Origin of the sequence: Micromonospora sp. NPDC006431, assembly GCF_042870725.1 — a bacterium.
In the GTDB taxonomy this organism is placed as follows: domain Bacteria; phylum Actinomycetota; class Actinomycetes; order Mycobacteriales; family Micromonosporaceae; genus Micromonospora.
Map to the genome: position 1 here is coordinate 138,241 of NZ_JBIAHQ010000007.1, position 19,664 is coordinate 157,904.

General features: G+C 71.1%; 13 protein-coding genes. 2 read left to right on the forward strand and 11 right to left on the reverse strand.

Features of this window, described 5'->3' with window-relative positions; genetic code table 11:
• Positions 1-85: 85 nt before the first annotated feature.
• The 4 genes from ACFYM6_RS15300 to ACFYM6_RS15315 form a co-directional block, all read right to left on the reverse strand.
• The gene (locus ACFYM6_RS15300) at positions 86-1,633 is read right to left on the reverse strand and encodes an alkaline phosphatase D family protein (RefSeq protein ID WP_387275787.1); all 1,548 of its coding nucleotides are present in this window, start codon (positions 1,631-1,633) and stop codon (positions 86-88) included.
• 176 nt (positions 1,634-1,809) lie between these two features.
• Positions 1,810-2,904 carry a hypothetical protein gene (locus ACFYM6_RS15305; protein WP_387275789.1) on the reverse strand — a complete coding sequence of 365 codons (1,095 nt, stop codon included), beginning with the start codon at positions 2,902-2,904 and terminating at the stop codon, positions 1,810-1,812.
• 51 nt (positions 2,905-2,955) lie between these two features.
• On the reverse strand, positions 2,956-4,083 hold the full coding sequence (locus tag ACFYM6_RS15310) for an SPFH domain-containing protein (protein WP_387276034.1): 1,128 nt from the start codon (positions 4,081-4,083) through the stop codon (positions 2,956-2,958).
• A 99-nt stretch (positions 4,084-4,182) separates the two neighbouring features.
• On the reverse strand, positions 4,183-4,806 hold the full coding sequence (locus tag ACFYM6_RS15315) for a maleylpyruvate isomerase family mycothiol-dependent enzyme (protein WP_387275791.1): 624 nt from the start codon (positions 4,804-4,806) through the stop codon (positions 4,183-4,185).
• 114 nt (positions 4,807-4,920) lie between these two features.
• Between ACFYM6_RS15315 and ACFYM6_RS15320 the strand changes: the two genes are divergently transcribed.
• Both ACFYM6_RS15320 and ACFYM6_RS15325 read left to right on the forward strand, forming a co-directional pair.
• Positions 4,921-5,955 (forward strand): sigma-70 family RNA polymerase sigma factor, encoded by a 1,035-nt coding sequence (locus ACFYM6_RS15320; protein ID WP_387275792.1) that lies wholly within the window; start codon positions 4,921-4,923, stop codon positions 5,953-5,955.
• A gap of 64 nt (positions 5,956-6,019) precedes the next feature.
• On the forward strand, positions 6,020-6,379 hold the full coding sequence (locus ACFYM6_RS15325) for a VOC family protein (protein ID WP_387275794.1): 360 nt from the start codon (positions 6,020-6,022) through the stop codon (positions 6,377-6,379).
• Between the two features lie 79 nt (positions 6,380-6,458).
• On the opposite strand, the gene ACFYM6_RS15330 is transcribed toward ACFYM6_RS15325, so the two are convergent.
• The 7 genes from ACFYM6_RS15330 to ACFYM6_RS15360 form a co-directional block, all read right to left on the reverse strand.
• A complete protein-coding gene (locus tag ACFYM6_RS15330; RefSeq protein ID WP_387275796.1) occupies positions 6,459-12,470 on the reverse strand; it encodes a ThuA domain-containing protein in 6,012 nt (2,003 codons plus the stop codon).
• Between the two features lie 421 nt (positions 12,471-12,891).
• Positions 12,892-13,743, reverse strand: a complete 852-nt coding sequence (locus tag ACFYM6_RS15335) for a sugar phosphate isomerase/epimerase family protein (protein ID WP_387275798.1) — start codon at positions 13,741-13,743, stop codon at positions 12,892-12,894.
• Complete coding sequence (locus ACFYM6_RS15340; RefSeq protein WP_387275799.1) at positions 13,740-14,915, reverse strand: substrate-binding domain-containing protein; 1,176 nt, start codon at positions 14,913-14,915, stop codon at positions 13,740-13,742. Before ACFYM6_RS15340 ends, ACFYM6_RS15335 begins: the two co-directional genes overlap by 4 nt.
• Positions 14,916-14,947: 32 nt before the next feature.
• Positions 14,948-15,961, reverse strand: a complete 1,014-nt coding sequence (locus tag ACFYM6_RS15345) for an ABC transporter permease (RefSeq protein WP_387275801.1) — start codon at positions 15,959-15,961, stop codon at positions 14,948-14,950.
• Complete coding sequence (locus tag ACFYM6_RS15350; RefSeq protein WP_387275803.1) at positions 15,958-16,983, reverse strand: ABC transporter permease; 1,026 nt, start codon at positions 16,981-16,983, stop codon at positions 15,958-15,960. The genes ACFYM6_RS15345 and ACFYM6_RS15350 overlap by 4 nt, the downstream gene beginning before the upstream one ends.
• A complete protein-coding gene (locus ACFYM6_RS15355; protein ID WP_387275805.1) occupies positions 16,980-18,482 on the reverse strand; it encodes a sugar ABC transporter ATP-binding protein in 1,503 nt (500 codons plus the stop codon). Before ACFYM6_RS15355 ends, ACFYM6_RS15350 begins: the two co-directional genes overlap by 4 nt.
• A complete protein-coding gene (locus ACFYM6_RS15360; RefSeq protein ID WP_387275807.1) occupies positions 18,479-19,609 on the reverse strand; it encodes a Gfo/Idh/MocA family protein in 1,131 nt (376 codons plus the stop codon). Before ACFYM6_RS15360 ends, ACFYM6_RS15355 begins: the two co-directional genes overlap by 4 nt.
• Between the last annotated feature and the right edge of the window lie 55 nt (positions 19,610-19,664).

A 19,664-nucleotide genomic window follows, 5' to 3' on the forward strand; every position in this document is an offset into this window, starting at 1 on the left:
CCCCGGTCGCCGAGAACGGTGACCGGGGCCCGTCGACGTCGATGCAGCACGGCCCTCGTGCGGCCCGGCGCGGCGTCGGAGCTGGTCAGGCGACGTCCACCTGGGCGCCCGGCCGGCCGCTCTCCACCACGAAGCTGGCCCTGGTGGACACCGGGGCTCCGGGCTCGGTGACGTACGGCAGGACGCGATAGTCGGTGCGCCACTGCTGCTCGTCGAGCTGGCAGCGGACGTACCCTCGCCGGCCGTTGTAGAACCGCATGTGCGGGTTACTGGCCAGCCATTCGGTACCCCGGGCGTCCAGCTCCGCGCCGTTGCCGCCGGAGGTGATCGAGGTGCCGAGGAACTCGACGCCGACCGTACGGGACGACTGGTCGTCGAAGTTCTGCTTCAGGTCGGCGACCATGCTGCAGTGCGCGTCGCCGGTGACCACCACCATGTTCTCCACGCCGCGCTCGACCACCCCGTCGAAGAGGCGCTGCCGGGCCGCCGCGTAGCCGTTCCAGTTGTCGTCCGACAGCCGCTTGCCGGGACCGGGGTCCCGGTCGGCTTGGGCGATCACGGTCTGGTTGCCCAGCACGTTCCACCGGGCGATCGAGGCGGCCAGGCCGTCGAGCAGCCACTGCTCCTGGGCGCTGCCGAGCATGGTTCGCGACGGGTTGTCCATCCCGGCCGGCACCTGGTCCGAGCGGTACTGCCGGCCGTCGAGGATGTTGAACTCGGCGAGGTTGCCGTAACGGAGCCGCCGGTACAACCGCATGTCCGGTCCCTGCGGGATGCTGAGCCGGCGCAGCGGCATGTGCTCGTAGTACGCCTGGTAGGCGAGCGCCCGGCGCTGACGGAAGCTCTCCTGCGACTGTTTCGGGTCCTCGGAGGTCCCGTCGGCGTAGTTGTTCTCCACCTCGTGGTCATCCCACGTGACCGCCCACGGGAACCTGGCGTGCGCGAGCTGAAGGTCCGGGTCCGTCTTGTACTGGGCGTGCCGGATCCGGTAGTCGCTGAGCGAGAAGATCTCGGTGGCGGGCAGGTGCGGGCGACCGATCGAGCCGGCACCCGGGCCCTCGTAGAGGTAGTCGCCCAGGTGCAGGACCAGGTCCAGGTCCTCCTCCGCCAGGTGCCGGTAGGCGGTGAAGTGCCCCGCGGGCAGGTTCTGGCAGGACACGAAGCCGAAGGCGAGGCGCCGCCGGTCCGCGTCGTACGCGGGTGCCGTGCGGGTCCGCCCGACGGGGCTGAGGTGCGTGCCCACCCGGAACTGGTAGTAGTACTCGCGGTCGGGCCGCAGTCCGGTCACCTCGGCGTGTACCGAGTGACCGAGCTCCGGCGTGGCCCGCTCCGCGCCGGCGCGGACCACCCGCCGGAAGTGCTCGTCCTCGGCGATCTGCCAGGCCACCGGGACGACCCGCGGCGGCATTCCGCCCATCCCGTCGACGGCGAGCGGGTCCAGTGCCAGGCGGGTCCACAGGACGACGCCGTCGGGATAAGGGTCGCCGGAGGCGACGCCCAGGGTGAACGGGTTGTCGGCGAAGGTGGGGTCGGCCCACGCCGGTGCTGCGGAGAAGCCGGCGATGGCGGCGGCGGCACCCGCTCCGGCCGCGCCGGCCAGCCCGAGGAATGCACGCCGGTGGAGTTGAGGCATTCGACGTCCCTCCAGAGGTGGTAGATGATCACCACCGATTCTTGGGACCGACATTGCCGGCGAATGGCCTCACGAAGACCGCAGCCGGACGCCTCCGTGGACATCAGACGCCTCGTATCGCCGGCCAGCACCCAGCCGGCAGGCCGTGGGGAACTGTGTGCCCTCGGCAGCGACCACTACTGGCGGGTCATCAGGTACGCCACCACGATCGCCGCGACCAGCGCCAGCGCGGCCAGCACCGCGGCGGTGATCTTGGCGGCGCTGTACGGACGTTCGCCGATGACCTCGCCGGTCCGGGCGTTGACCAGGACCTGGTACGACCGGCCGGCGTGCAGGTACGCGGCGATCCACACCGGCAGTAGGAGCAGCTTGTACGTGACGTCCGAGTAGGTGGTGCGCACGGAGGTGACCCGCTGCTCGTCGCCGCCGATGTCCGACCGGCAGTCCCGCTCGATGACCGGCGCCATCCGGGCCTTCGCCGCCGCCAGTCCCGCCTCGGGCTCGGTGTCGTACCGCAGCGCGTGATACCCGGCCAGGTAGTCCCCGTGGTAGGCGACCGCCTCGGCCAGCGGCCACGGGGTCAGCTGGTCCAGCTGCTTCTCGGGCAGGTGGGTCGTGGCGGGCACCAGCACGTCGTCGAAGTCCCGCCGGACGGTGCCGCTCGCCGGATACCACCGGGTGTGCCGCACCTGCCGGGTGCGCGTCTCCTGCCTGCCGTCCACCGTCACCGTGTACGTCTCGGTGACGTAGTAGTACTCGCCGCGCTGGCCCCGGTAGTCCGAGACGGTCCGCGCGTCGAACGTCCAGTGCGGCAGGTAGGTGCCCTTGAGCGTCTCCGCCTCGCTGACCTTCTTCAGGCTGTTCGGCGCGAACCACCGGCTGCGGCACCACTGGCCCAGGGCGGTGCGCACACCCGCCTGGTCCACCGCGAACGGCAGCACCGCCTCCGGAGCGACCAGCTCGACCGCCGCGGCGTCCACCACCAGCGGCGTGGCGCAGAACTGGCAGCGCTGGGCGAGCGCGTCGCTCTCGGTCCGGGCGCCGCAACCCGGGCAGACGAACGTGTACGCGCCGACGCTGGCCGCCGGCTTGCGCGGCAACGTTGCCAGCTCCGCGTACGCGTGCTCGCGCACCTCCCGGCCGGCACCGGCGATCTGCTGCCGGTGCCCGCAGTACGGGCAGCGCAGCACCGCCATGCCCGGCGCGTACTCCACCCGGGCACCGCAGCCGCCGCACTGGTACGACGGCGGGGAGACGGCCGTGTCGCTCATGCCGGCACTCGCTGACGCTCGCTCATCGCGGCCCCCTCCGATACCGCGCGCTCACTGCGGGGGCAGCGGCGGTGGGACGCTGGCCAGCACCGACGCGAGCTCCGGCAGCTGCCCCGCCGGCTGCCACTGCGCCATGCCGGCCCGCCAGACCAGCGTGTCCGGGCCCAGCGTGCCCGCGCCCACCTGCTCGGCCAGCCCACCGAGGTCGAACGGGCCCTGTCGCTGCCCGGCGACGCCGATGTACCACTGCGTCTGGTTCGGCAGCGGCGGCGGCTCGGTGGCCCCCGGCGGCGTGGGCACCGGCGCCGGCTGCGTCCCCGCGCCGCCCGACATGGACCTGGCCACCTGCTGACCCACCGCCATGCCCATGCCCAGCCCGAGGCCGGCCCCGGCGCCGCCGCCCGGGTTCTTCGCCGCGTCCTCCAGGGCGGTCGCCGCCTGGTAGCGGGTGAACCGGTCCAGGTCCCCGACCGCGCCCATGCCGGTCCGCTTGTCCAGCGCCCGCTCGACCTCCGGCGGCACGGAGACGTTCTCGATGACGAACTTGGGGATGGCGATGCCGACCTCGGCCAGCTCCTCGGTCAGCACGGCGGCCAGCCGCCGGCCGATCGCGTCCTGGTGCGCCGCCAGGTCCAGCAGCGGCACCCCCGCCGTGGCAAGCGCGCCGCCGAGCCGCCCCACGATGAGCTGGCGCAGGTACTCCTGCACCTCCTCGGTGCGGAACTGCGGATCCGTGCCGACCAGCTCCCGCAGGAGCTGCTGTGCGTCCACCACCCGCGCCGCGTAGGCGCCGAACGCCCGCAGCCGGACCACGCCGAACTCGGCGTCCCGCAGGATCACCGGGTTCTGGGTGCCCCACTTCATGTCGGTGAACTGCCGGGTGTTGACGAAGTACACCTCGGCCTTGAACGGCGAGTTGAAGCCGTACTTCCAGCCCTTGAGGGTGGACAGGATGGGCAGGTTCCGGGTCTCCAGCGTGTACGTGCCGGGTAGGAAGGCGTCGGCGATCTGCCCCTCGTTGACGAACACCGCCGTCTGGGACTCCCGGACGACCAGCTGGGCGCCCATCTTGATCTCGTTCTGGTACCGGGGGAAGCGCCAGACGATCGTGTCCCGGCTGTCGTCCAGCCATTCCACGATGTCGACGAACTCGCCCCGGAGCTTGTCCATCAGCCCCACCGCGGCCCCCTCCCCTATCGCTGCCGAGGTCATCGGCGTCGCGGCGACGATAACAAGTGCCCGCCACCGGCGGCCGCCGCGCCGGTCCCCCGCCCCCGGTCACCGAGAGAACCGTGCCGCGGGCGCACCGTCGAGATGTCCCGGGGGTAGGCGGCGGCCGCAGATCACGAGCAGCAGGTCCTGAGCGAGTCCACGCAGGGGTGCTCCTGATCCGTACACCCAGTCGAGGTCGGTCGCCTGCAGGCTGACCCCGGTGAGGTCGGTGCCGAAGTACGCGATGTTCCGTGGCCGCATGCCGGCCAGCACCAGCGCCACCCGGTCCGGCGGGATGCGGCGAGGCAGCCCGAGGCCCACGGTGATGTCGAGGCCGTGGATGACGTCGTGCGACAGCGCTCCGGTGACCCCGCCGCCGGGCGGGGTCCAGGGGTGGTCGATGTTGTCTCGCAGCGCCGCGATCAGCCGCTCGGTGGGCATGCCTGCCGCGTCGCGGCGGGCGGCGCGGTCGGCCATCCGATCAAAGCTGCCGCGCGCCTTCATCAGGTCGATGAGGATCCGCCGGAGGGAGGTCCGGAACGGCATCGTCAGGTGCGCGACGACCTCCCGCACCCGCCAGCCATCACACAGGGTGAGCGAATCCCATCGCTCGGTCGGCAGGGTGGCGAGCAGGTCCGTTAACTCGCGCCGTTCCGCCGCCACCGCGGCTCGGAGCCGATCTTCCATCATCCGCCTTCCGTCCGTTGCGCGGACCCGTCCGGATCCGCACCAGGGGATACGACGGAGGCGTTCCGAACTCATCGCTGCCGCCGTACGTCGGCCGGTATCCGTATGGTCGGGGGCGTGGTGGACACGACGGTGGACCGGCTGGAGCCGTTCCGGGTGGAGCTGACCGGCTACTGCTACCGGATGCTCGGGTCCGGGTTCGAAGCCGAGGACGCGGTGCAGGAAACCCTGCTGCGCGCCTGGCGGTCGCTCGACCGTTACGACGAGCGGCGGGCGTCGCTGCGGACCTGGCTGTACCGCATCGCGACGAACGTCTGTGTCGACATGCTGCGCGGCGCGCGGCGCCGTGCCCTCGCGATGGATCTCAGCGGCCCATCGAGGGCTGGTTCGAAGATCGGCGCGCCGGCCACCGAACGAGCCTGGGTGCAGCCCGTGCCGGACGACCTGGTGCTGCCGGCGGACGGCGGCCCGGAGGAGCAGGCCGTGCGCCGGGAGACGATCCGGCTGGCCTTCGTCGCCGTCCTCCAGCATCTGCCGCCCCGCCAGCGGGCCGTGCTGATCCTGCGCGACGTGCTGTGCTGGCGGGCCGAGGAGGTCGCGGATCTGCTGGGCACCACCGTGGCGGCGGTGACCAGCGCCCTGCAACGAGCCAGAGCGACGCTCAAGGCCGCCGGGGTGACGCCGGGCGAGCCACTGCGGCCGGACGACCGGGCCCAACGCGACCTGCTCGCCCGATACTGCGACGCGTTCGAGCGACACGACGTGACCGCGCTGGTGGCGATGCTGCACGAGGATGCCACCATATCGATGCCACCGTTCCGCTGGTGGATCCGCGGCCGGGCGGAGATCCGACAGGCTCTGCTGGCACCGGGAACGTGCGAAGGAGCCCGGCTGGTGCCGGTGACGGCGAACGGATCGCCGGCGTACTGGCAGACCCGGCCGGATCAGAACGGCGTGCACGTGCCGTTCGGGCTGGTCGTCCTCGACGTGTGGCAGGGTCTGGTCACCGGCAGCACCACCTACCTCGACCCCGGCCGGCTGGTCCAACTGTTCGGCCCGCCGGCCGAGCCCCGGCCGCCGGTCGGGGCCTTGCCGGCCGGCCCGCCAGGGGTCGTCGGGCCGGTCGCGGGCCGCCGCGCGGCGCACCGATGAGTCCGGCGACTCCGGTGCGTATACCCCCGGTGGGTGACAGCCACGCCGATCGGAGGAGCAATCAATGACAACGGTCCAGCCCGTCATCAGCACGCCCGACCTGAGCCGCCTGCAGGCGTTCTACGAACGCTTGTTCAACGCCGTGCAGGTGCGACGGTTCCCAGCTGACGGCCCGCCGTTCTTCGTCAGCCTCATGCTGGGCGACTCGGCGGTCGGCCTGGTCAGCCAGCCCGACACCGACCTGTCCACGCCGCCGCGGATCCTGCTCAGCGTGGACGTCGACGATGTGGACGCGCTGCTGGACGAGGTGGTGACAGCCGGCGGGCGGGTGCTCGGCCCACCCAACGACATGCCGTGGGGCCAACGGGTGGCGCACGTGCACGACCCTGACGGCAACCTGATCAACCTGACCCAGGTGATCTGAGAAGACCAGGTGCCGGAGCACGCGTGGCGTGCTCCGGCACCGGCGGGGAGCCGGCCGGCACCGGCTCGCCGTCATCTCCTCACAGACGGGCCTTCAGGTAGGCGCCGGCTGCGAGCAGTTGCGTGCGGGCCGACTCGTCGGTGGCGGTCCTGGCCGCCGCCGCGAACCGGTCCAGAGCAGCCTTGGCCTGCTCCGGCCGGCCCGCCGCCGCCGTGCTCTTGGCCGCCTGGAGCTGGCCGAACAGGTGGTCGGCGAGATCCTCGCTGATCAGGCCGTCCGCCTGGTATCGCCGCACCAGCGCCTGAGCGTTGTCGTAGGTGGCGACGATCTCGAACGAGACGGTCACCTCCGTGGCGTTGCCGGCCAGGTCGATCGCCACGACGGTCAGTTCGTGACCGCCGGCCGTGGGCTGGACACCCGCGCCGCTCTCGATCGCCACCCCGTCCAGGCGGAGGGCCACCGAGTCGACGCCCGACGCGGCGTCCCGGGCCGTGGCGGCGATCGGCAGTGACCTGCCGAGGTCGTACTTGCCGCCGTTCGCCACGCCGTCGACGGTCACGACCGGGTCCGTGGTGTCCACGGCCAGGGACACCGCTTTCAGCGCGGAGATGTTGCCGGCCTCATCGATCGCCCGGAGCCGCAGCTCCCACCGGCCGTCCTCGGTCACCTTGATCGGCTCGCGGTACTCGGTCCAGGCACCGTCGCCCTCGACGAACTCGATGCGGACCGGCCCGCCGCGGTCATCGCTCGCCGAGGCGGTGACCGTCACCGGCGAGGTGTACCAACCGCGCTTGCCGTTCGGCTGCGCCGGGTCGACCGCCACGGTCAGGCTCGGCGCCGTCGTGTCGAGAATCCGGAAGTAGTCGAAGCCGACCGTGGCCGGCTGCGCCTGCTCCGGACCCAACGCCATCAGACCGAACGAGGTCATCACGGCGTCGTTGGTGACCGGCTGGCCGAGCGAGGTCCAGTTGACCCCGCCGTCGCTGATCTGGGCCGAGTAGGTGTTCCCACTCCGGCTCAGCCGCAGGTGGTACCAGCCGCTCTCGGACGAGTCGGCGATGTCGATCGACCGGTTGCCGCCGTTGCCGAACTGCGCGTTGCGTTCCGAGACGAGCTCGGCGCGCAGGTTGGTCGGCGTTCCGGCATTGTTGTTCGCCACGACGTCGAACTTCACGTAGTTGTCGTCGTTGTTGTAGACCAGGAAGCCGGCCAGCTGCCACTTGTGCAGCATCGACGGCGTCAGCCTGGTCTCGATCGTCCAGTCGCCGGCCGCGACGTCCGCGGGGATCTTCTGCAGGATGAAGTTCCGCGGCGAGTCGTTGTTGGTGCCGTTGATGTCGCCCGGCTGGGTCTCGATGCGCAGCGCACCGCCGCTCACCGCGGCCTTGGTCGAGTCGTACCGCACCACCGAGTTCCACCGGCAGCCGTCGAGCGTGCTGCCGTCGAACTCGTCGCTGGGCGCGCGGACCCCGTCGTCCGTGCCGTCCGGCGTGATGGTGAAGTGGTCGAACACCGCGTTGACCCGCGCCGCCCCGGTGTCGCCGGCGGCCATGGGGCCGACGGTCGCGTTCGGGATGACGGTCGCGGAGCCGGCGAGCGCCGTCCAGCTTTGACCGTCGGCGGAGTACGCCGCGGTCAGCTTCTGACCGTCGCTGACCAGTCGCAGGTGCGCGCTGGCCGGGAAGTCCGCCGGCAGACCCACGTTGGCGTGCCAGGTCCGCGTCCCGCCGGCCTCGGTCTGGAACTCCAGGATCCGACCGCCGGACGAGGAGCGGGTGAACGCCAGTTTGACGTAGTCGTTGTCGGTGCCGTGCATGAGCAAACCGGCGTGCTGCCACTCGCGGTCGTGCGGGACGGTCACCTTCGTGGTGATCGTCCACGGTCCGACCTTGGCGCGCTGGCCGGCGTAGCTGATCGGTCCGGTGTTCGCCTCGTTGATGTCGCCGTTGGTGACCGGCAGCACCAGCCCGCCGTTGGTGACCCGCACCGGCAGGTTCGGGGCGTTGCGCACGGTGGTCCACCGGTTGGTGTTCAGCGTGTCACCGTCGAAGGTGTCCGAGCCGCGGATCGCGCAGCCCGGAGCGGTCTCCGGCGGTGTTGGGTGGATGGCCTTGTCGACCAGGGTGAAGCCGGTGAACTTCACCTCGCTGGTGGCCGACGCGTTGTGCGCGGTGACCGCGAGGCCGATGTCCTGCGGGCTGGCCGCGCCGGGCAGCGTCACCGGGTCGCCGACCAGGGTGAACGACTTCCCGTCCTTGCTCCAGTACCCGTAGTACTTCCCGCCGTCGCGCACGATCCGCACCCAGGACGGGTAGCTCGTGTTGCTGGCGCCGGTGCTGGCGTCGAGCTGGCCGTTGCCGTCGGTGTCGCGCAGCCACTCGAAGCCGAGGCCCGCCCGCATCGTCATCGCCGCGTACCCGGGCGACCTGCCGGGCTGAGTGGCGTCGTTCCGGACGATCAGGCCGGCCTTGGCGGAGTTGTTCGTGTTCGTCTGGCTCTCGATCTTCACCGTGGCGGTCCAGGTGTTGCCGGCCGCCGCCGTCAGGTACACCGAGCCGTACTGGTCGGTGCCCTGCCACATGTTCTCGCCGCCGGCGTTGATGATCCAGGTGTCCTGGTCCGGCCGGTCGAACGCGGCGGTGGTGTTGCTGTAGGTCTGCCAGGCGCCGTAGAGGTCACCGACCTCGACCTGCACGACGCGGGACTTGGCGTGGTAGCCCTTGTCGTTGGTCGCGACCGCGGTCAGCTGGTAGCGCTTCTGGGTGGACGCGTTCCACTTCATCGAGTACGGCGCCGTGGTGTCGACGCCGATCGACGTGCCGTCGACGAAGAACTCGACCTTGGTGATCGTGTTCTCCGCGTCGCTCGCGGCCGCGGTCACCTGGATCTCGCCCGGCTCCAGCTCGTCGGTCGGCGTCGGGGAGGTCACCGCCACCTTCGGCTTGCTCGTCGGCGAGACGCCCTTGCCGTCGGCCTCGATGAAGTTCAGGCGCCGCTCACCGGCACCAGGGAACACCGCGTACAGGGTGAACGTCTCGCCGGGGTCGGCCACCTCGACCGGGACGTCCACGTAGCCGCCGCCGCTGGTCGCCGGCACCTGCGCGGTGCCCAGCAGTGCGCCGTCCGGCGCGCCCCGCCGCAGCTCGATCTTGCCCGCACTGGCGGCCGACGCGCGCAGGATCAACCGGTCGACGTTGTGCAGGTTGACCGGGTCGTACGAGGCCCAGGCGCCGTTCTGGCCGGCGATGGAGCTTCCATGGCCCTCGACGTCCCGCGACGAGCCGACCGTCATGTTCGACGAGTTGTCGAAGAACTCCGCCTCCCGCTGCTTCGGGAACATCAGGGTGGTGTCCGATCCGGTCAGGCTCGGGATGCCACCCGCGCCACCGGAGTCGGCGTAGCGGCCGTCGATCGCGTAGAAGACGTTCATGTCCTCGCCGTGCCCGCCGCCGAGGGCGGTGACCACCTTGCCGGTGCGTCCGTGCAACGGGTCGGCCGGGTGCGCGTGCTCGTCGTGGCCCATCGCCGGCTGGATCACCACATCGGCGTCGTCGATCTGGGTGTCCTCAGCGTCGCTGACCGACAGGTCCCAGCTCACCTCGTCGCCGAAGTCGAAGAACGCGCCGTTGGGCGGCAGGTTGAACTTCACCTTCGGCCGGGTGTTGCCGACCGTGATCGGCACCGTCGCCGTCCCGGTCTTGCCGGCCGGGTCGGTCACCGTGAGGCGGGCGTTGTAGACGCCGTTCGCGGTGTAGGTGAAGCTCGGCTTCAGCTCGGTGGAGTCGGCGGAGCCGTCACCGGTGAAGTCCCACTCGTAGCGTAGCTGCTCGTTCTCCGGGTCGGTGCTGCCCGTGCCGTCGAAGCGGACCTGCAGCGGCGCCTGGCCGGAGTCCGGCGTCGCGCTGATCTTCGCCGTCGGCGAGCGCGAGCCGGAGATGTAGTCGACCCGGTACAGCCCCGAGTTCGGGTTGTCGCGGCCGAAGCCGCCACCCCAGTCCAGGACGTACATCGAGCCGTCGGGACCGAACTTGGAGTCGATCGGGGCGAGGAACTGCTGCTGCGGCAGGAACGGGTTGACCTTCTCGACCCCGCCCTGCCCGTTCGGGATGATCGAGTACATCTTGTTCCGCGACCACTCGTAGAAGAACGGCTTGCCGTCGTAGGACGCCGGGAACTTGGTGTCGGACTGCAGGTTCGGGTCGTACTTGTAGAACGGGCCGCCCATCGGCGCCAGGCCACCGCCCTGCGGGATCACGGACGGCACCGAGGAACGCTTGTAGCCGTACCACATCTTGGGTGCCTTGGCCGCCGGCAACTCGGTCAGGCCGGTGTTGCGCACCGAGTCGTTGATCGGCTTGTTGCAGTCGAAGTACGCCCCGACCGTCACCGGGTTCGTCCGGTAGTCCACGTCCCGGAACGGCTCGTTGTTGCCCATGCACAGCGGCCAGCCGTAGAAGCCGGGCTCGGTGATGAGGTTCCACTCGGCGATGCCGGCGGGCCCGCGGTCCGGGTTGTCGTTGCTGTTGTCCGGCGAGTAGTCCGCCAGCCCGATGGCCCCGGTCTGCGAGTCGATCGAGAACCGGAACGGGTTGCGGAAGCCCATCGCGTAGATCTCCGGCCGGGTCTTCGCGGTGCCCGGCGGGAACATGTTGCCCGCGGGGATGGAGTAGGTGCCGTCCGCCTCGGGGCGGATCCGCAGCAGCTTGCCGCGCAGGTCGTTGGTGTTGGCCGAGGTCGCCCGCGCGTCGTGGAACGTGCCGTCCCGCTCGGACAGCGGCGCGTAGCCGCCGGACGGCTCGGAGTGCGGGTTCACGTCGTCGCCGACGCTCAGGTAGAGGTTCCCGTCCGGGCCGAACGCGAGGCCGCCGCCGGTGTGCCCGGGCTCGTCGGGGAGCCGGCGCGCCGGCACCTCGAGCAGGACCTTCTCCGTGGCCCGGTCGATCTGCGAGCCCGGCCCGACGGTGAGCCGGGACAGGCGGCTGACGAAGTTCGCCGGGTCGCTGTCGTTCGTGCTCGCCGGCGCGTAGTAGATGTAGAGGTAGCCGTTCTGGGCGAACTTCGGGTCGAGCGCGATGCCGAGCAGGCCGTCCTCACCGCCGGAGTACACCGGGATCGTGATCGCGGTGGAGGTGGTCTTCGTCCGCGGGTCGTACACCCGGATCTGGCCGCGTACCAGCTCGGTGAAGAAGACCCGGCCGTCCGGTGCGACGTCCATGGCGAACGGGGCGCTGGTGTTCTGGTCCAGCGGGACCCGTTCGAACTGGTCCCACACCGTGCCGCCGCAGTCGCCCTCGACCATGCCGGCCGCCCACTTCACGCCGCCGACGATGTGCTGCACCAGGCCCGGCTCGCCGGTGTAGTGCGCGCCGAAGTGGCCCATGCCGGTCATCCAGGCACGGCCGCCGTCGTACGGCTTGCACCACGAGATCGGGTGGTCGTAGCCCATGGCGTTGTTGCCCGGGTTGTACGTCGTCTCGTCCATCGTGGCGAGCACGTGCGCGTTGCCGCGGACGTTGAGCGCGTAGTTGTACCACTCGTCGGCGCGCTCCCACCGCTGGGGCAGGTGCGCGGTCGACGGGTGGCTGTGGTCCTCGACGCGGACAGTGCCGGGCAGGCCGGGGCTGGTGCCGGTGGCCGCGTGGCCGGGCATCAGCGAGCCGATCATGTTGTCCCACCACGCGTAGTTCCCGCGCATGTCGGTGGCGTTGTGGATGGCGACGATGCCGTGCCCGGCCTTCATGTAGCGCTCCATCGCCGCCTTCTGGTCGGCGGTCCACGGGTCGCCGGAAGCCTGGAACATCACCAGGGCGTCGAAGTGCGCGAGGTCCTCGTCGTTGAAGATCGACGAGTCCTCGGTGTGCTGCGAGGTGATCCCGGCGTCGGCGAAGGCGGCCTGCAGCACGGGAACGCCCTGCTCGATCGCCTCGGTATGCCGGAACTGAGTGGTCTTGGTGAAGATCAGCACGTGCGCTTGGCCATGGTCGCCCGGGTGGGCGACCGCCGGCGCTGGGCTGATCATGGACAGCGCGAGCGCGCCGACGACGGGTATCGCTAACAGTCGTCCCCACCGGGAACGCCAGGTCACGTTCATCAGATACCTTCCGTGGATACCCCGGCCGTAGGCCGGAGAGGAAACGGACTCCTGCCAAGCAGGACAGGGATAGGGAATCCGCCGCCACGGCGGATAGCCGTCCACCGCCCACCCGGCCGTAGGGGTCTGCAAAGTGGTGATAACCTCGGTGGTGCCGGTTGAGGAAACTCGGCCGGTCTACCGCCGGGCTGGCGGGATGTGAAGCCTGTGGAGGCCATGTAAGACCCCGGCTTGGGTTCGTCCCGGGGGCAATCGCCGGTGAAGCAGGAAGGTCCACCCTGCGAGGGGAGGAATCGCCGACTCTCAGGCGGCGGAGGAAGTCAAAAGATGCGGTACCTCCTGGGACGCGAGGAACTACGGGGATGGCCGTGACCATGCGGCGTGCCGGCGCCGTCGGACTGCGTGGAGTCGACTGTCGGTGCTAGGGCATCACCGCCCGCAGGAACTTCAGGCCGTCGATGGCGATCGCGTCCTGGCTCGCGGCGAGCGGACGCCAGATGGAGGCGGCGGTCGCGATCGTCGCGTTCTCCGCGGTGAACGACTCGATGCACAGGGGGCCGCCGTAGCCCGCCGCGTCGATCGAGGCGAGGATCGCCGACCAGTCCAGGTGATCGGCGCCGGGCGTGCCGCGGTCGTTGCCGCACACCTGGACGTGTGCCACCCGGCCGGCGGCCGAGCGGATCGCCGCCGGGATGTCCGTCTCCTCGATGTTCTGGTGGTAGAGGTCGAGCGCGACGCCGCAGTGCGGCAGGTCGCCGATCGCCTCGAGGGTCTGGCCGACGGTGTTGAGCAGGCTCGTCTCGTAACGGTTGAGCGGCTCGACGGCCACCGTGACGCCGGCCGCGCCCGCGTACTCGACGACGGGGGCGAGGCTCTCCCGCAGTTGCGCGTACGCCGCGGCCCGCTCGGCCGGTGACAGCCGCCAGGTCCGGCCGACCGAGGCGTACGCCGGTCCGGCGATCACCGGCGAGCCGACGGCCGCGGCGGCGTCGACCACGCGCAACAGGTAATCCTGTGTGGACCGGATGGTGGCCGGGTCCGCCGCGACCAGCTCACGACCGGGCGGCATCACGAGGCACACGGTGGCGCCCAGGCCGTGGTCGGCGAGCACCTGGGCGGCCCGCCTCGGCTCCCAGTCGCCCGGGTTCTCCACCGGAAGCTCGAGCACGTCGAAGCCCCACCCCGCGACCCTGGCCGCGAGGGCGGCCAAGGTCGCGTCGGTCAGCGGCGAGGCCCACACCCAGGTGTTGACCCCGAGCGGATGACTGATCACCGCCACGGCCCCGGGTAGCCCGGCATGCCCTCGCAGCCGCACATGGCGTAGTGCAGTGGCGGCATGTCCTGCTTCACGTAGTCCTTGACGTTGTCGCCGGTGATCCGCGGCTGCGGCAGCACCCACTCCTTCGGCACCTGCTCGCCCTTGAGGATCTTCAGCGCGGCGATGATCGGCGTGCGCCACTGGTAGGTCGGATAGGTCGGCGCGACCGCGGTGAGGCCCTCGTCGACCCACAGCCGCAGGAAGTCCTGCTGGTCCTCGCCGACGATGGCCGGGACGTCGACCCCGGCGTCCTGGAACGCCTCGGCCGCGGCGACGGCGGTCGCGCCGGCGTCCATCCACACGCCGTCGATCCGGCCCTCGCGCTGGATGTAGTCGGCCACGATGCTCTTGGTCTTCGCCGCGTCGCCGTCGGTGAACTCCACACCGACCACCTTCAGCTCGCTGCCGGCGAAGATCTCGTTGGCGGCCGCCCAGCGCTGCTCGAGCACGTCCACGCCGGGCAGGATGCGCAGGGCGAGGACCTTGCCGCCCGGCTTGACCTTCTCTTTCAGGAACTCCGCGCCGTCCGCGCCGAAGGCGAAGCCGCCGATGGGGTGGATGAAGGTGACCGGGCATTTGGTGTTGACGCCTCGGTCGAACACGATCACCGGCACGCCGGTCTGGCACGCCTGCTCGACGGCTGGTGTCAGCGTGGCGGTGGTGTTCGGTGAAATGATGATCGCGGAGCACTTCTTGCCGGTGAGCGACTGGATGTCGCTGATCTGCTTGTCGTCCTTGGCCTCCGCATCGAGCACCGTGAACGTGGTGATCTCCGGGTGCTGCTTCACCTCCTGCTGCATGGTCTTGAAGCCCACCTGCCGCCACGGGTTGTTCACCGCGGCGTTGGAGAAGCAGATCGTGTAGTTTCCGCCGGGCTTGGCGAACTTCGCGGTGTCGACCAGTTCCGGCTCGAGCATCTGCTCCCACGGCTTGCCGTCCGGGCCCTGCGGCGTGGCACCGCGGAACGCCAGCTGGCGGTTGTACTCGGCCTGGTCGAAGAAGGTCGACTTGCTCGCTTCCGAACTGGGTGTGCCGCCGACGGTGGCCTTGTCGTCGGGCAGGTCGCTCGAGCATCCGGCGAGCGCGAGCGCGCCCGCCGCGACCACCGTGGCCCATTTCTTGGTCATTATCGTTGATCTCCTTACTAACCTTGGGTATTTCAGGAGGAGGCGGGTTGCGCGGGGGCCGCGCTGTTCCGCTGTTTTGGCCGCCACTGCAGCCGCTGCCGCACGCCGCTGCCGAGGGAGGCGTAGGCGACGGCGGCGATGATGATCACGCCCTGTACGGCCGACTCGAGGGCGCCGCTGACGCCGAGCAGGTTCAGCAGGGTGAACAGGGATTCCAGCGAGAGGGCGCCGGCGGCGGCCGCGACCACGGACCCGCGTCCGCCGCCGAGCAGCACGCCGCCCAGCACGACGGCGGTGATCGCCCGGAACTCCAGGCCGTTGCCGACCTGCGCCGATACGCCGGCGAACCCGCCCAGCAGGATCGCGGCGACCGCCGCGAGCAGCCCGGACAGGACGAACGCGAGCAAGCGGAGCCGGTCGACCTGGCCGCCGGACAGCCGCACGGCGGCCTCGTTGTCGCCGACCGCGACCAGCGCCCGGCCGGTGCCGCCGCGCATGAACAGCGCCGCGGCCACCAGGATCGCCAGCAGGATGAGCACCGACCAGGGGACCTCGCCGAGCACGGGGACCTCCACGGCGCCGCGCCCGAACGTCCGGAACCCGGTGGACAGGGCGCCGCGTGGGGCGCCGCCGGTCCACAGGAAGATGGCGCCGTTGAGCACGAGCAGCATGCCGAGCGTGACGATGAACGACGGCACCAGGAGCTTCGTCGTGACCAGCCCGTTGACCAGGCCGACCAGCAGCCCGAAGCCGAGCACGAGCAGGATCACCCGCGCGGTCGCGGACTCGCTGCCGTTGATCAGACGGGCGGCGATGACGACCCCGGCGGTCACCAGCGCGCCGACCGACAGGTCGAACCCGCCGGAGACGATGACGAAGTACTGCCCGATCGCGAGGATCATCAGCGGCGCGGCCCGCTTGAGCAGTGCCAGGTAGCCGGACGGCTCGGCGTAGGCCGGGCCGGCGATCGCGAGCCCGACCAGCAGCAGGAGCAGGACGACGAGCACCGGCGCGGTGCCCTCGGCAAGGCGGGGACGCCAGGTCATGTCAACCTCCCGCGGGAACGGTTGGCGATCATGCGGCGGGCGTAGAGCGCGACCGCGGTCACGAGGACGACGCCGCGCACCACGTCCTTGAAGAACGGGTCGACCTCGAGGTCGTCGAAGATGGTGTCCAGGGTGGCGAGGATGAGGACGCCGCCGATGGTGCCGACGACGCCGCCCCGGCCTCCGGCGAGCAGCGTCCCGCCGAGCACGACGGCGGCGATCGACTCCAGGTCGTACCCGGCGTCGGTGCCGACGTACGGTGCCCCCGACCCGAGCCGGCTGGCGAGGTAGATCCCGGTGAGACCGGCGGCGACCGAGCACAGCACGTGCGCGGTGACGATGACCCGGCGGGTGGGCACCCCGGACAGCCGGGCCACCTCGATGTCACCGCCGACGGCGTACATGTGGTAGCCGGGGCGGGTCCGCGACAGGTACCACCAGGCCAGTGCGGCGGCGGCCAGCATGAGCAGGGCCGCGACCGGTATCGGGCCGATCCGGTCGTAGCCGAGGTGCTGGAAGCCGCGCGGCACGTCGCCGGCCGGGCCGGTGTAGTTGTCCTCGAGATAGCCTCGCAGGATCAGCGCCACACCGAGCGTGGCGATGAACGCGTTGGCCTTGAGGATGGTGATGACCAGCCCGTTGACCAGGCCGACGCCGGCGGCGACGGCGAGCGCCAGCAGCACGCCGGGCACGAGCATGCCGTCCCGCCCGGCCATCGTCTCCGCGGCGATCAGTGAGGTGAGGCCGACCAGGTAGGCGACGGACAGGTCGAGGGATCCGGTGAGGATCACCATCGTCTGTCCTATCGCCACCAGGCCGAGTGCGGTGGCCCGGGTGAGGATGTTGAGGATGCCGCCCTGGTCGAGCAGGACCTCGCCGCGCAGCCCGACGAGCACGCTGCCGACGACCAGCAGTGCGACGAGAGCGAGGTAGACGATGACGGTCGGGGTGAGTCGCCGGCGCATCGCCGGCCGCATGGCCTTCTGCTCGACCGGAACCGTGTTCTCCTGAAGAATGCTCACGCCGCCTCACCGATCCCGTGTCCGGTGGCCAGCGCCATCACAGCCCCCTCACTCGCGCCGGCGGGCAGCTCACCGGCCAGCGCACCGTCGTGCATGACGAGGATCCGGTCGCTCATCCCGATCAGCTCGGGAAGCTCCGAGGAGATCATCAGCACCGCCACCCCGCGCCTCGCGAGGTCGCGCAGCAGCTCGTGCACGGCCCGCTTCGCGCCGACGTCGATGCCGCGCGTCGGCTCGTCGACCACCAGCACCCTTGGTTCGACCGCCAGCCACTTGGCGAGCACGACCTTCTGCTGGTTGCCGCCGGATAGGAAGCGCACCTCCTGGTGCTCCCCGCGGGCGACCACGGTCACCAGGTCGAGCAGCTGCGCCACATCCGACTTCTCGCGGGAGCGCCCGCCGCGCAGCGCGGCGCGGCGCACCAGCAGTGTGTTGTCCCGCACGGACTGTCCAAGCGCTAGCCCGTCCCCCTTGCGGTCCTCGGTGACCAGCGCGATCCCGAGGCGTACGGCGGTGCGGGGCCGGGTCACCCGCTGGGTCGCTCCGTCGACCTCCAACGAGCCGCGGGTGAACGGCTCGACGCCGAACACGGCGCGCGCGACCGCCGAGCGGCCAGACCCTTGCAGGCCGGCCAGCCCGACAATCTCCCCGGCGCGTACCTCGAGGTTCAGGTCGCGGAGGCGGTCGTTGCCGGCGCCGCGCAGCGCGAGGCGGACCGCCCCGAGGTCGTCGGGGGCCGCCCGGTCCGGGTAGTACTCGCCCAGGTCACGGCCCACCATGTGGCGGACCAGGTCCTCCGAGGTCAGGTCGCTGGTCGGGGCGCAGGTCACGAACTGGCCGTCCTTGAGCACGGTGATCCGGTCGGAGAGGTCGAACACCTCGCGCATCCGGTGCGAGACGTAGAGGATCGCGATGCCCCGCTCGCGCAGCCGGCGCACCAGGTCGTAGAGCAGCTCGACCTCGTGATCGGCGAGCGCGGCGGTCGGCTCGTCCATGCCCAGCACCCGCGCGTCGGTCGACAGCGCCTTGACGATCTCCACGACCTGTCGTTGGGCGACCGACAGTGACGACACGGTGTCGGCCGGATCGATCCCGTCCTCGCCGAGCCAGTCCAGCAGCTCGCGGGTGTCGGCCATCATGCGCCGGCGGTCGACCTGCATCCGTCGCACCGGCTCGCGGCCGAGGTAGACGTTCTCGGCGACGCTGCGGTGCGGCAGTAGGGTGAATTCCTGGTGGATGATGGCGATGCCGGCCCGCTGCGCGTCGGTGGGACCGGCGAACGACATCTCGGCGCCGTCGACCTCGATGGTGCCGCCGTCCGGCCGGTGCACCCCGGCCAGCACCTTGAGCAGCGTGGACTTGCCCGCGCCGTTCTCGCCCATCACGGCGTGCACCTCGCCGCCCCGCAGCTCCAGGTCCACCCCGCGCAGCACCTGCACGCCGAGGAAGGACTTGGTGATCCCGGTCAGGCGCACGCTCGTCGTTGGGCCGGGTGTCATGCCGGCACCTCTGTCCATGCGCCGTCCGCCGCCGCGGAGGCCAGCACCGTTTCGGTGATTCGGACGGCGCGCAGGCCGTCCGCGAACGTGGGCAGCCCGTCCGGGACGTCCGCGCCACGCACCGCTCGGTAGGTGTCGGCGACGAACGCGTCGAAGCAGTCCTGGTAGCCCTGCGCGTGCCCGGCGGGCAGCCGGACGTAGCGCGCGGCGGAGGGGTGCAGCGTGCCAGGGTCGCGCAGCAGCGTCTGGCCGCCCTCGCGCCGGCCGACCCACAGCCGCTCGGGGTCCTCCTGGTCGAAGCCGAAGCTCGCCTCGGTGCCGGAAAGCTCCAGGTGCAGCCGGTTCTTGCGGCCCGCGGCGACCTGCGACACCACCAGCGTGCCAACCATGCCGGCGGTCGTGGTGAAGTGCACGGTGGCCAGGTCCTCGGTGGGCTCCCCGGCCCTGCGGGCGCGCTCGTGCACGACCGCGGTGCGCGCGGACAGCCGGGCGATCCGGTCACCGGTGACGAACTCGAACAGGTCGCACCAGTGCGAGCCGATGTCGGCGAAGGCTCGCGACGGCCCGCCGAGCGCGGCGTCGACCCGCCAGTCGTCGTCGGACGGGCGGGACAGCCAGTCCTGGAGGTAGCCGCCGGTCACGCTGGCGACGACGCCCGCCTCGCCGGCGGCCAGCCGGGCACGCAACTCGCGCACCATCGGGTGGAAGCGGTAGACGAACGGCACCGTGGCTACTCGATCGCCGGCCGCCGCCATCAGCGCCGTGGCCTCGGCGCTGCCCGTGGCGAGGGGCTTTTCGCAGATGACGTGCACGCCGGCGGCGAGCGCGGCGGCGGCCACGGCGGCGTGCGACGCGTTGGGAGTGCACACGTGCAGCACGTCGATCTCGGCGCCGTCGAGCAGGGCCGCCAGGTTCGGGTAGCCCTCGTCCGCGCCGACGGCGCGAGCCGCAGCGGCGGCGCCCTCGGGGCGCGACGCCATCGCGGCCACGACGGTCGCTCCGGCGCGCCGGGCCGCCTCCGCGTGCACCTGGCCCATGAACCCCGCGCCGACCACCGCCACGCGTAGCGTCTGCTGGTCGGACTCGAGGCCACCACCAGACGCCGTAATGACATCGGTCACAGACATGTGACGACGGTAACGTCCACTTATGACGATCGTCAATCAAAAGATGTATCTACAT

Excerpts from the sequence above, each read along its gene's own strand:
- ACFYM6_RS15355 (WP_387275805.1), bottom strand. The coding sequence starts at position 18,482 with ATGACACCCGGCCCAACGACGAGCGTGCGCCTGACCGGGATCACCAAG.
- ACFYM6_RS15330 (WP_387275796.1), bottom strand. The coding sequence starts at position 12,470 with ATGAACGTGACCTGGCGTTCCCGGTGGGGACGACTGTTAGCGATACCC.
- ACFYM6_RS15300 (WP_387275787.1), bottom strand. The coding sequence starts at position 1,633 with ATGCCTCAACTCCACCGGCGTGCATTCCTCGGGCTGGCCGGCGCGGCC.
- ACFYM6_RS15305 (WP_387275789.1), bottom strand. The coding sequence starts at position 2,904 with ATGAGCGACACGGCCGTCTCCCCGCCGTCGTACCAGTGCGGCGGCTGC.
- ACFYM6_RS15360 (WP_387275807.1), bottom strand. The coding sequence starts at position 19,609 with ATGTCTGTGACCGATGTCATTACGGCGTCTGGTGGTGGCCTCGAGTCC.
- ACFYM6_RS15315 (WP_387275791.1), bottom strand. The coding sequence starts at position 4,806 with ATGATGGAAGATCGGCTCCGAGCCGCGGTGGCGGCGGAACGGCGCGAG.
- ACFYM6_RS15340 (WP_387275799.1), bottom strand. The coding sequence starts at position 14,915 with ATGACCAAGAAATGGGCCACGGTGGTCGCGGCGGGCGCGCTCGCGCTC.
- ACFYM6_RS15325 (WP_387275794.1), top strand. The coding sequence starts at position 6,020 with ATGACAACGGTCCAGCCCGTCATCAGCACGCCCGACCTGAGCCGCCTG.
- ACFYM6_RS15345 (WP_387275801.1), bottom strand. The coding sequence starts at position 15,961 with ATGACCTGGCGTCCCCGCCTTGCCGAGGGCACCGCGCCGGTGCTCGTC.